Below are 12,927 nucleotides of genomic sequence, written 5' to 3'. Positions count from 1 at the left end.
AACTAAATACAAAATGCTAATCTAATAATCACATGCTGAAATATTTGGTATTCACAATATTTGCATACTATACTGTTAAACTAGTTTAAATACAACATTGATATAAAAATCGGTCAAATAATATAGACCGATCCTGCTATTTACAAATTGCTTAATTTACCCGAAGTGTATAAATGGTGCCGAATCCGGTTTAAAGCTATCTTTAAATTCATTTAATACAACAGATGCAGGCGGGCTATGATCGCCTTGTACCACAATTTCTGTATATCTTTAAAAGCACTAGTGTTTCGCTGGCTATAATCTAAAAAACTGATTCTGCAGATTTAAATTGAGACAGACATTTTGCCGGTCTTTAATTAAAGGCTGTTTACAATCATAGTTATTTTCACTTTGTGTATCTTTTTCAGAATAATGATGAGTATTAAGAGTTAACCGATAGAAAAATGACTTATCCTTAACTTGCTTATTAATAGCTGCAATATCATGCACAAATATTAAAGTCTCAATCTTCCGATTATGAAGAACATTGCTAAAATCAAAAAAGTTATTTTAGTTTTTAAAATGTATATCATTAAATAATAAATATAAACTTTCAATTTATTAATTAGTTATATATTTATCAGTAGCTGGTTTTCAGCAAATATTCAATCTGATTTTTTATCTGCTATATCTGCATAATGGTTTATCTGGTTTTATTTGCCGCTGTATTTCAAGTCATATCTCTATCAGATTTCCGTTTTATCACTCCAGTTCAGTCACTGCCGTTTGAACAGAAATAACTTTTGTCTGAAGAAATACCGGATATTTTTTGTTGTGTCACCTCATCTGTGCAGCTCAGTACTTTACTGTTGTAAAGATACAGCAGATACCGGTTCTTTTAGTGTATCTTCTACCCCGCGTCAACTTAACTATGATTATAAACGAGATATACTTATGGATTTCCGGTTATTTACATACCGGTTATTTGTTGTATTTCGATGAAAAATCATTACGGATAATTTATGGCTATTCTGGTAACAGGTGGTGCCGGCTTTATTGGCTCTCACACAACTGTACAATTACTTAATGCCGGCTACAATGTGATTATTATTGATAATCTGTGTAATGCATCGCCAGTGGTACTCAAGCGTTTAAAACAGATTACCGGTAAAGAGGTAACTTTTTATCAGGGCGATATTCGCGACCGTACGTTGCTGCAACAGGTATTTAAACAGCACAGTATTGAGCATGTGCTGCATTTTGCCGGCTTAAAAGCAGTCGGTGAAAGTGTACGGGAGCCGCTGAAATATTATGATAATAATGTCAGTGGCAGCCTGATTCTGGTTGAAGAAATGGCCAAAGCAGGTATTTTCAATCTGGTTTTCAGTTCCTCAGCTACAGTTTACGGTACACCGGCTTCGGTTCCGATTGATGAAAATGCGGCTACCGGCGGAACCACCAATCCGTACGGAACATCCAAATATATGGTAGAGCGGATGTTAACGGATATACAGGCAGCAGATGCTCGCTGGAGTATGACATTACTGCGTTATTTCAATCCGGTAGGCGCGCATGAATCCGGATTGATTGGTGAAGATCCGAATGGCATTCCGAATAATTTATTACCGTATATCTGTCAGGTAGCTGTTGGTAAACTGGCACAGCTATCGGTATTTGGTAACGATTATCCTACTACTGATGGTACCGGTGTCCGTGATTATATCCATGTAATGGATCTGGCGGACGGCCACTTAAGTGCCATGCGCGTTACAAATAATCAGCCCGGTGTACATATTTATAATCTGGGTACAGGGCAGGGTTATTCGGTACTGGAAATCATACATGCGTTTGAACAGGCCAGCGGCAAAAAAATTCCTTATCAGATTGTCCCGCGCCGGGCAGGAGATATTGCTGTGTGCTATGCCAATCCTGAACGCGCAGCCGAACAACTGGGCTGGACAGCTCAGCGCAGTCTGGCCAGTATGATGGCTGATGCATGGCACTGGCAACAGCTCAATCCGCAGGGCTACAACAGCCACAATGAATCTAATATCAGCTTATTATAAACACTTAACCCACTGATATTTCAGTGGGTTAAGTGTTTTCGGTTTTTGAGTTTTGATGCAAAAATTTAACGCTAATCGTTACGCCGCTCCTGAAAGTAGATTTAGATAAAAGATGTTTGAGGTCATTACCGGTTAACTATCTCTAACTAACTGGTGAGTCACATTATAATATAATGAGAATTATTATCAATAACAATTTGGTAATTTTTACAATTTGTTTTTCCGGTCTCTATTCCAACACCTGATCTGCGTATAATAAGTATTCCTGCATTCGCGCGGACAAAGCTTGTTTTCGGTATAATTGCCCACAATTTGCTTTTCTGATTAAATCTTTCTCTGTCTGTGCTTTTGTCACAACTTAATTTTTGACAGCTCATGCCTATCTCTACTCAAACCGCGCAACTTGTTCACCAACAGCTACTGGCCGACAACGAACTGGCTGTAGCTGATTTTACCCGTGCACTCTCCCTGATGGGAGCACACCATATTGATTATGCTGATATTTACTGCCAGCGCAGTACCTATGAAAGCTGGCATCTGGAAGAAGGCATGGTCAAATCAGGCAGTTTTCAGATTGAGCAGGGCGTCGGTGTCCGAGCGGTAAGTGGTGAAAAAACAGCATTTGCTTACGCCGACAATCTGAATGTGCAGGCATTAACAGATGCAGCACAGGCTGTACGGGCAATTGGTCAGGCCGGTCAGCAGCGCTCAGTGGGACTGACTTCTCTGCCGTCAGTCAAACCGCTGTATGCAATGGCTAATCCGATGCTCAGTCTGGATGCCGGAGAGAAAGTGGCTTTATTACAGCGTGTGGAGACACTGGCAAAAGCTGCTGATCCGCGCATTGTGCAGGTAATGGCCGGGCTGGTATGCGAGCATGAACTGATTTATCTGGCGCGACTGGACGGCCGGATACACACTGATGTCCGCCCGCTTGTCCGTTTATCTGTTACTGTGATTGCCAAACAGGGAGAAAGGCGTGAGCAGGGCAGCAGTGGCGGTGGCGGCCGCTTTGATCTGGGTTATTTTGATGAAGCCATGCTTAAATCATATGTAGATACAGCCGTTGCTCAGGCACTAACCAATCTGGAAGCCCGTCCGGCACCTGCCGGTCAGATGACGGTAGTACTGGGCAATGGCTGGCCTGGTGTATTGTTACATGAAGCTGTAGGTCATGGTCTGGAGGGTGATTTTAACCGCAAAGGAACCAGTGCGTTTGCCGGCCGTTTAGGTGAACGCGTAGCGGCTAAAGGTGTGACTGTTGTTGATCAGGGTAATATTGCCGAACGCCGTGGTTCGCTGAATATTGATGATGAAGGCAATGCTACACAGCGTACGGTACTGATTGAAGATGGTATTTTATGCGGCTATTTGCAGGATGAAACCAATGCACGTTTAATGGGCGTCTCCGTCACCGGTAATGGCCGGCGTGAAAATTACGCCTCAGCACCGATGCCGCGCATGACCAATACTTATATGGAAAACGGCCAGCTTAATCCGGAAGAGATTATTGCCTCTGTCGATAAGGGCTTGTATGCGGTTAATTTTGGTGGCGGACAGGTAGATATTACCAGTGGTAAATTTGTATTCAGTGCTTCGGAAGCCTGGTGGGTTGAAAACGGTAAGCTACAATATCCGGTAAAAGGAGCCACCATTATTGGCAGTGGTCCGGAAGTATTAAAACACGTTAGTATGATAGGCAATAACAGTAGTCTGGACAGTGGTGTAGGTATCTGCGGTAAAGACGGGCAAAGCGTGCCGGTAGGTGTGGGACAGCCCACGCTGCGTATTGATGCCGGTCTGACTGTGGGTGGCAGCCAGACATAATTCACCTGAACAGCAAACACCATAACGGAGACAAATTACTGTGTCCGTTATGGTGTTTATTTATGCGGATATATATTTATTTATCGTAAATTACATCTGAATTTCCCGATATTAATATGCATATTCTCTTTGCACTTATTGAAATCAAATCTGCTTTTTTCAGGCATCAGTTATTGATTACAATGATCCGCCAGTGCTGCGCAGCAAATAACCGGAAAACAGCAATCCGGTTGGTATCAGATTTATATTATCATGATATTGGCATTAACACCAATCTGCATTATAATTTATTACACATTTCATAACACTAATCTGAATCACTCTATCAGGCTGAACCGTTTCAGCTATAAAAAAATTATGCAGATAAATAATATTTATTTATGTGAATATAGAGTAATATCAGTTAATTATTCTGATATATCACTTTATTATTAACTTTTCTACCCTCAATTATTCAGAAAGTACTCATATGTTTTTTATCAAAAAAAACAAATCCAGACTCAGCCTGAAAAAATTCCTGATAATCAGTTTTTTCTTAAGTTTCAATGTTAATTTGGTCATGGCACAGGATGCTTCAGATGATAGTTCGCAACAGGCACGGATACGCATCTTCGGGCAGAATGGCAAACCGACTAATATGAAATACAGTTTTCAGGGACATGAGGTAAAAGAATCAACCGGTGGTACTTTAGGCGGGGCATTCGCTTCATCATTAGGCCTGGCTCGTAATAGCACCATTGGTATACCGGCAACGGCTACTTTGGATACAATGAAACGACATAATCATAATTTGTCTAAGCTGTACTACCGTGAATTCACCATTCCAGCTAATGTACCGATTACCATATCCAATGCCATTATTGGTCTGACCAATGTTAATAATACTCATAACGATGGCAAAATCATTTCCTATCAGCCCTCCTGCCAGAGTAACAAACTTACTTTTGTAGCCGAACCGGGTAAAGATTACGAGGCCATCGCGGCATCTGCATCAGCCCAATGCGGGGTTATTCTGCAAGAAGTGCATCCGGACGGCACAACTACATCACTCATTAAGGGTGATTAAGCGATCTGCTAAAATCGCCAATCAGTATAAAAGGCAGTCTGACTGCCTTTTATCAGTTCCGGAATACAAGAGGCTAATCATGCTCTGCTACAGCCTTACAAGTATCTTGCTTAAGGCTGGAAAAATTTTTATTTGCTGATATTAAGTCCAACATTATTCAAGTAATTTAATTATCTGTATCAGTACAACCAATATAGTGTTGGGATATTTTTCTGTTTACTATCAGATTATTGATGAGACCAATATCAAAAATTCTGTTGATTAAACTGCGTATGTTTATCAGCCTATGTTTTGAAAGTTAAAAGTAATAGTCTGAATTGATATACGCTGTAGATCTTCCGCCAATATGAATAATATATTTATTGCATTCAGGCTATTTCTGAACAGCTTATATTTAGCTAAATCAGGCCGGCAAAAATCATTAACTTTAAAATAAAAAATTATTTCTGAACAGATTTTGAGTGTCGCAGACACTCAAACATGCAAATCTATAACATGCCTCATTTAGAGCTAACCGGCACTACTCTGAGTGCCGATGTCTCTTTATTCAATCCTATTTCGTTTCTGATGATATCTGTCAATTTTTTTATACCGGCATTTGTCCGCTTACTTTATACAAAAAAGTGGCTGGATTTGCTGGAATTATTTATCCAGCGAATCCAACCACTTATTTAATCACTACTGCTTAGTTAGATTCTACAGCAGCCTGTACATCACTGTACGGAGCAGCTTTAGTATCAGAATTTGTAGTAGCGCAGGCAGTTAGTAACAGAGCAGCCAGTACGGCACCAATTCCCAATAGCTTTTTCATCATTGTGTCCTTTAACGGTTGGTTTGAAAAACTATTTTCACAATCTAGCTTAACTTCATTAATATAACAATTGTTCCGTGCAAATTTTGCATTTTCCAACTGCATATAATACCCATTTTACGACACTCATCTATTTTAGTATTACTCTGCTACTCATTTACATCGAATTAACTTGACTAAATAAATTAATGACTGGTATGTGATGTTTCCACACCGGTTTTGATATCCCCGTACACCTGGGTTTGCCCTTTATCTGAGCCATCGCTGGCACAGCCTGCCAACGCCAGCAGGCTGCATAATAAACCTAAAGACAAGAATTTTTTCATTTTTTATAGTCCTTTAATTAGAGGGTTAACTTAATAACTCTTCATGAGTCTAACATAATGCGATGCTGAATATAATAAAAATTTTCGCTCCTTTTCCGTTAACGGGCGGATTTGCTGTACCGGAGTACCCAGATACAGATAACCGCTCGCCAGACGTTTGCGCGGGGGTACCAGACTACCGGCACCAATCATCACATCATCCTCAATAATCGCATCATCCAGAACAATCGAATTAATCCCCACCAGCACCCGGTTACCAATCGTACAGCCATGCAGATTAACATGATGACCTACAGTAACATCCTCACCAATCACCAATGGTGAGCCATCCGGTTTGGCTGCTGTTTTGTGGCTGACATGCAGCATACAGTGATCCTGAATATTGCTTCTGGCACCAATACGCATACTGTTCACATCTGCGCGAATCACCGCAAACGGCCACACAGATACTTCTTCCTGCAAAATTACATCCCCGATAACCACAGCCATATCATCTATATAACAACTATCGGCAATTTGTGGTTGCGTATCTAAATAAGAACGAATATTGTTTTTCATGTTTTTGACCTTATCCTGTTACATTATGCAATATTATTTATAGCAGAAGATAAATATAAGCTCCTGCTCTTTCCACCCGATTTACCTGAAAAACCGCAAATTTACAGGTATTTTTCTGTTGAGAATACTATGTCTGAAAATGTTTTGTTGAATCTGGATAGTGAACCCCGTTTCGATGCCATTAAGGCTGCAGATATTGAGCCGGCAATGACCGAAGCCATGCAGCAGGCTGCTGCCGCTATCACCGCCTTGAAAGCTGAGCCTGATGCCAGCTGGAATAACACCGTAGAAGCTTTAACCAGTATTACTGAACGTGTTGGTCGTATCTGGAGTGTTATTGCCCATCTAAACAGCGTGGCAGATACACCTGAGTTACGTGCGGCCTATAATGCACTGATGCCTAAAGTAAGCGAATTTTTTACTGCGATCAGTCAGGATATTGCCTTATATGAGCGCTTTAAAAGCATCAAAGCCAGTGCAGAATATGCACAGCTGAGCCCGGCACAGCAAACCAAACTGAACCATGATTTAAGAGATTTTGTTCTCAGCGGTGCAGAGCTGCCGGAACAGGAACAGGCGGAGTTTGCAGCCTTACAGGCAGAAGGTACCCAGCTTTCCGCAGCCTTTAGTCAGAATGTTCTGGACGCCACTGATGCATTTGCATTGTATTTTGCTAATGGCGCAGAACTGGCTGGTCAGGAAAACACATCCGGTCAGACCAGCACAGATGCCGACTTTGCACAGGATAGCGAAGTCAGCGGATTAACAGAAGAGGCACTGGCCATGTTTGCCGCTGCGGCACAGGCAGAAGGTAAAGCCGGCTATAAAATCGGGCTGCAAATGCCGCATTATCTGGCGGTAATGCAATATGCCCACAATCGCGAATTGCGCCGGCAGCTGTATCATGCCTATTCAACCCGGGCCAGTGAGCTTGGCGAGGCTAAATGGGATAATACCGCCAATATCAACCGGATTCTGCAGATTGCCGCACGCGAAGCTCAGTTACTGGGTTTCCAAAACTATGCAGAATTATCGCTGGCAACCAAAATGGCTGATACACCGCAACAGGTGATGACCTTTCTTCAGGATCTGGCGAGCAGAGCCAAACCTTTTGCTGAAAAAGATCTGGCTGAAGTTAAAACATACGCACGAGAACATCTCGGTCTGGATGATTTACAGCCATGGGATATGACCTATGCCAGTGAAAAACTGCGTCAGGCTAAATATGCATTCAGCCAGACTGAAGTAAAAAAATATTTTCCGGCTGATCGCGTTCTCTCGGGTCTGTTTGCCCAGATTGATAAATTGTATGGCGTTCATTTCATCGAAAAACAGGTACCGGTATGGCATCCTGATGTTCGCTATTACGAACTTGAACAGGGCGGGGCCATCATCGGTGGCGTCTACATGGATCTGTATGCACGAGCCGGTAAGCGTGGCGGTGCATGGATGAATGATTACCGCGGCCGCCGTCGTTTTATAACAGGCAATCATGCCGGCCAGCTGCAAACACCTATTGCGTATCTGGTGTGCAATTTCACGCCGCCTGTAGCCGGCAATACCGCACGCCTGAGCCACGAAGAAATCCTGACTCTGTTCCATGAAACTGGTCATGGCCTGCATCATCTGCTGACTCAGGTAGATGAACTGGGAGTTTCCGGTATCAATGGCGTGGAATGGGATGCAGTGGAAATGCCCAGCCAGTTTATGGAAAACTTTGTCTGGGAATATGATGTGCTTGCCGGCATGAGCTGCCATCAGGATACCGGCGCGGTACTGCCTGAAGAGCTTTATAAGAAAATGCTGGCCGCAAAAAACTTCCAGAGTGGGCTTTGGATGCTGCGCCAGATGGAGTTTGCTCAGTTTGATATGGAAATCTACAGCCATCCGGGTTGTGACTGGCAGCAAACCTTGCAGGAAGTACGCCGTCGGGTAGCCGTGATGCCTCAGCCAGATTTTAACCGCTTTGCTCATTCTTTCAGCCATATCTTTGCCGGTGGTTATTCTGCCGGTTATTACAGCTATAGCTGGGCAGAAGTGCTTTCTGCGGATATTTATGCTGCTTTTGAAGAAGAAGCGAATGCAGCGGCAACAGGCAAACGCTTCTGGCACGAAGTACTTGCTGTCGGCGGCTCCCGTCCGGCGATGGAATCCTTTAAAGCATTCCGCGGCCGTGAACCGCAAATCGATGCACTGTTACGCCACTGCGGCTTTAGCTTAAAATAATATCTATTATTTATTAATTATAGACTGTTATAGAAATTTAAATAGCAGTCTATTCAAGTATATTTTATAATTATTTTAATAAATTTAGTTAAATATTAAAAAAGTCGACCTATATCTTTTATTATTTTTATTGTACGAGTAATTATATTTTCAAAACAACAAATACAGTCGGATATAACTAAATTTGATTTATATATTGATAATATATATGAATTATTATTAAATATAGTCAACTTTATTTATCAAATGTTTTTCATCTACACGGAAGATGCAAATGAGTACTAAAAAGGCAGACTCAGTTACGCAAGATGCTAGTTCCAAAATTTTAGGGTTCATGTATCAGATGGAACGTGCATTATATCGTATTTTTTCTTGTGAAACGGACAAGACAATTATTGGAATTGAAACAGCTGATGATGTAGTAGAAGAAATTTATTTAGAAAATGGAGAAGTAGAAGTTTTGTTTGAACAGGATAAGCATTCGATCCAAAATAGTAACCAACCATATCAAAACAGTAGTTATAACCTCTGGCATACTCTTCATATATGGTTAACATTCATGGATGAAAATCGCAAAAAATATAAAGAAATTACATACTGTTTAATATCAAACAAAAAAATTGATGAAAATACATTGGCTTATGAATTATCTAAGGCTAATAGCGATAAAGAAATTAGCAATGCTTTAATAAATCTTAAAGAACAAGGGAAGAACATCATTAATCGTCATGGAGATAATAAATTAAAAAAAACAATAACAGAAGTTTTAAAACATTCAGATGAAGAGCTTAAATTTTTAGTTAAAAACATAACTTTACTTACTGAAATAGAAACTAAGTCTGCTCGAGATCCTAAATCAGCAACAATTAATTTATTACACATTCCGACAGATATAATTCAAGAATCTGAAGATATTTATAAATCCATATTAGGATATATGATAGATGAATGTATACAAACATGGAAAAGCAAACAACCGGTTCAACTAATAACTCAAACTTACGAAAATCTTCTTAATCAAGAAATAATTAAAAGGAAGCGAAACCGCTTCTGTGAACAACCTTTTTTTAAAACTGCATATAAAGAATATCTAACAAACAATAATAATAACAATTTTTTATTCATAAAACAGCTATGTAGTATTAATAAAACCACATCTTATAATAATCGAGCTTTAGAAAATTATTGGGCTTTTTATTCTGAAAAAGTAAGACTAGAAGGTATTGGAGATATACCATTAAAAGCCTGGGAAGAACGTGAAGATTTATTATATCAACGCTGGCAAAATGAATTAGTAAAGTATGATTTTTTAAATATTAATGATAGTGAGAAAATCAGTCAATATGAACAAATATATGATAATACTAATAGTACTGAGTATTTAGCACCATTAGATAAAAATAGTACCTATCAGCCTTATTTTACACAAGGACATTATCATTTTCTAGCCAATAATAGAGAAAATAAATATTTTATTTATTGGCATGATAGATTTATTAAAGATGAGGAATTTTAAATATGACTTATCTGGATAAAAATAATCTTAACAATAGTATGTTATCTTGTTATTTACAAATTTATTTTTTTGATGAATTAATAGAAAAAAATTCTAAGCGCAATCCTGATTTAATGTTATTCCTATTAGTTTTACCTTTTGTTTGGCATAAGTCAAGTAGAGAAGCTATACAAAATAGAAAATTTACCACGAATTTAAATACCGTTATAGAAGAAAATCCCTTAATCCGAATAAAGTTAAAACAGCGAATTACCAATTTTTCTGGCCCTACAATACAAGGTTTAAACTTAGCTTTAGCAACAGGATTAGTATCCATTATAAATGTTGATATTAATCATCAAGTAACATTAGTAAGAACTTCTAAAAAACTACCTTCAAGTATCAAGAATAACATGCCAAAAGATATGATTAAAGCTATTAAACGTTTAGCAAATTGGTATGCAAATATGGACACAGTTTCAATTTATCATTTACTTTTGGGAAATTCAATATGCAATTAATGATAGATTCATTATTATTATGGCCATTAAATTCAAAAAATACAATTCAAAAAATAGATTTTAAAAAGGATAAATTAAATTTTATTCATGGAATTAGTGGAACAGGCAAATCTGCTATTATCCCGATTATTGATTATTGTCTTGGTTCAAGTAAATGTGCCATCCCTGTTGGGATAATTAGAGATAGTGTTCAATGGTTTGGCATTATAATTGACATCAAGGGTGAAAAATATATTATTGCCCGAGAAACACCTAATAATAAATCAGCTAATAATCGTTTTTATTTTGAACATTACACCAATGTATTACCAATTAAACTAAAGGCTAATTACAATCTAGAGACTATCAAAAGTAAATTTAATAATTTTTCAAATTTAAGTGATTTAACTTTTGCTGAAAAAGATACGCCTATTGGATTTGATGGGAAAGCATCATACAGAGATATTGCTGCATTCAATTTTTTACCACAACATATTGTAGCAAATCCGTATGCTTTATTTTTCAAGGCTGATACTTACAATAATAGAGAAAAGCTAAAAAAAGTTTTACCAGTAGCTTTAGGTATTCATGACCGAGAATATATGAAAAATAAAAAAGAATGTGAAATTTTGACAGCGGAGTTAGAAAAATTACAAAGGAAGAAACAAGCTAAACAAATCCATTTGGAAAGCAGAAGATTTGATATTGAGCGTTTATGGAATAAATGTATTGAAAATGGGTGGCTATCAACACCATCTGGAGATTCATCTGAAATTCCTTTGTCTGCAAAAATCGAAAATCTAAAAAGTATTTATGATTTATATAAACAAGATAATTTGGATTTTCTTAAGCATAAATCAAATTATTTTTATACAAATGATGAATATAATCGATTAATAAAGCAAGAATCAGAGATTCAAAAAGAATTATTCGATCTCAGAATTACTTTAGAAAACTACGAACAACTTTTTTTTAAAGGCCAAGATTTTGCCTTAGCAGTACAAACAGAAAAAAATCATTTAACTGATTTTGAATGGTTGAAAAATAATTTATTACCTAATGGAAAATGCATTGCTTGTGGTGAAGAAACTGGCTTTTTATCAACTGTAGTAAACAATCTGGAAACTAAGGTTTCTGAAATTAATACGCTATCGAATGCATTATTTAATAATCCAATTACTGATAATAGTAGTATAGAATTAAAGAAAAAAATAACCGATAAAACAACGATATTATCGGAAGTACGAAGAAAAAAAAATGATATCATTGATTCTAACAAAATTGATGGAGATTCTTTTAAACAAATATTTATATTATTAGGAAGAATTGAAGAAGCATTAACATATTTAAATAAAATTAATGTTAACGATGATATTGATAATAGAATAAGAGAATTGCAACAAAAAATTCATATTTTAGAAAATTATTTATCTAATCCAACTATTAAAAACCATCAGTTTAAGACATATTCACGTATTAATTCATTTATTCAATTTTACGCATCTCAATTTCAACTTGAAAAGCATGAAAAAGTTAAATTAGATCCAAAAGAATTGACATTAAGTTTCGATTTAACAAATGATAGTAGAAAAAAAGAATACTTATGGGAAGTGGGTAGTGGTGCCAATTGGATGGGGTACCATATCTCAGCATTTTTAGCAATACATCAGTTCTTGTCAACATCAGAAAAAATGAATTTACCTCCATTTAGTTTCATAGTAATAGATCAACCTAGCCAAGTATATTTTCCAAGCACATCTTCAGGTGAAAACCTATTAGATCAACTTAATATTGATAATTTATCAACTCAATTAGTAACGCAAAATGATATTTCGGCCACAAAAAAAATCTTTGAGGTTTTGTCTTCAGCATTACAAAGGAGTAATTTTAACTTTCAAATAATTGTACTTGAACATGCAGATAAATCTATTTGGGGAGATATAGAAGATACTTATGAAGCAGCTTGTTGGAAAGAACAAGGAAATGGTCTCATCCCTAAGGAATGGCTATGATTATAATTCAATTTAAAATAAATGTTACTTGCTGCTGAGCATAGCTTTCAGTCTAATTAAC

The 12,927-nt window shown here is 37.7% G+C and carries 11 protein-coding genes; 8 read left to right on the top strand and 3 right to left on the bottom strand.

Going from position 1 to position 12,927, the window contains the following annotated elements; all coding sequences use genetic code 11:
- Window positions 1-1,001: 1,001 nt before the first annotated feature.
- The 4 genes from galE (at window position 1,002) to H3V01_RS07920 (ending at window position 5,613) form a co-directional block, all read left to right on the top strand.
- Window positions 1,002-2,045: a UDP-glucose 4-epimerase GalE gene (galE, locus tag H3V01_RS07935; RefSeq protein WP_198186488.1), complete on the top strand. Its 1,044-nt coding sequence runs from the start codon at window positions 1,002-1,004 to the stop codon at window positions 2,043-2,045.
- Window positions 2,046-2,420: 375 nt separating this feature from the next.
- Entirely contained in the window at window positions 2,421-3,872 is a 1,452-nt protein-coding gene (tldD, locus tag H3V01_RS07930) for a metalloprotease TldD (RefSeq protein WP_198186487.1), read from the top strand.
- A 469-nt stretch (window positions 3,873-4,341) separates the two neighbouring features.
- The gene (locus H3V01_RS07925) at window positions 4,342-4,938 is read left to right on the top strand and encodes a hypothetical protein (protein ID WP_198186486.1); all 597 of its coding nucleotides are present in this window, start codon (window positions 4,342-4,344) and stop codon (window positions 4,936-4,938) included.
- A 480-nt stretch (window positions 4,939-5,418) separates the two neighbouring features.
- Complete coding sequence (locus H3V01_RS07920; protein WP_198186485.1) at window positions 5,419-5,613, top strand: hypothetical protein; 195 nt, start codon at window positions 5,419-5,421, stop codon at window positions 5,611-5,613.
- A gap of 10 nt (window positions 5,614-5,623) precedes the next feature.
- Here H3V01_RS07920 and H3V01_RS11170 read toward each other — a convergent pair whose 3' ends face one another.
- The 3 genes from H3V01_RS11170 to H3V01_RS07910 all read right to left on the bottom strand — a co-directional run bounded on the left by H3V01_RS11170 (window position 5,624) and on the right by H3V01_RS07910 (window position 6,633).
- Window positions 5,624-5,749, bottom strand: coding sequence for a hypothetical protein (locus tag H3V01_RS11170; RefSeq protein ID WP_255454304.1), 126 nt, complete (start codon window positions 5,747-5,749; stop codon window positions 5,624-5,626).
- Between the two features lie 185 nt (window positions 5,750-5,934).
- Window positions 5,935-6,075, bottom strand: a complete 141-nt coding sequence (locus tag H3V01_RS07915; RefSeq protein ID WP_198186484.1) for a hypothetical protein — start codon at window positions 6,073-6,075, stop codon at window positions 5,935-5,937.
- Window positions 6,076-6,105: 30 nt separating this feature from the next.
- Window positions 6,106-6,633 (bottom strand): gamma carbonic anhydrase family protein, encoded by a 528-nt coding sequence (locus tag H3V01_RS07910; RefSeq protein WP_198186483.1) that lies wholly within the window; start codon window positions 6,631-6,633, stop codon window positions 6,106-6,108.
- A 129-nt stretch (window positions 6,634-6,762) separates the two neighbouring features.
- On the opposite strand from H3V01_RS07910, the gene H3V01_RS07905 reads away from it, so the two are divergent.
- The 4 genes from H3V01_RS07905 to H3V01_RS07890 all read left to right on the top strand — a co-directional run bounded on the left by H3V01_RS07905 (window position 6,763) and on the right by H3V01_RS07890 (window position 12,866).
- Entirely contained in the window at window positions 6,763-8,859 is a 2,097-nt protein-coding gene (locus H3V01_RS07905) for a M3 family metallopeptidase (RefSeq protein ID WP_198186482.1), read from the top strand.
- 274 nt (window positions 8,860-9,133) lie between these two features.
- Window positions 9,134-10,375 carry an ABC-three component system protein gene (locus tag H3V01_RS07900; protein WP_198186481.1) on the top strand — a complete coding sequence of 414 codons (1,242 nt, stop codon included), beginning with the start codon at window positions 9,134-9,136 and terminating at the stop codon, window positions 10,373-10,375.
- 2 nt (window positions 10,376-10,377) lie between these two features.
- Window positions 10,378-10,875 carry a three component ABC system middle component gene (locus H3V01_RS07895; protein ID WP_198186480.1) on the top strand — a complete coding sequence of 166 codons (498 nt, stop codon included), beginning with the start codon at window positions 10,378-10,380 and terminating at the stop codon, window positions 10,873-10,875.
- Window positions 10,866-12,866 (top strand): DUF3732 domain-containing protein, encoded by a 2,001-nt coding sequence (locus tag H3V01_RS07890; protein ID WP_084562202.1) that lies wholly within the window; start codon window positions 10,866-10,868, stop codon window positions 12,864-12,866. Before H3V01_RS07895 ends, H3V01_RS07890 begins: the two co-directional genes overlap by 10 nt.
- Window positions 12,867-12,927: the final 61 nt, after the last annotated feature.

Source organism: Snodgrassella sp. M0351, from assembly GCF_016100575.1.
In the GTDB taxonomy this organism is placed as follows: domain Bacteria; phylum Pseudomonadota; class Gammaproteobacteria; order Burkholderiales; family Neisseriaceae; genus Snodgrassella; species Snodgrassella alvi.
Note: the sequence above shows the minus strand (reverse complement) of the source record. Positions and strands in the feature narration are given on the sequence as shown.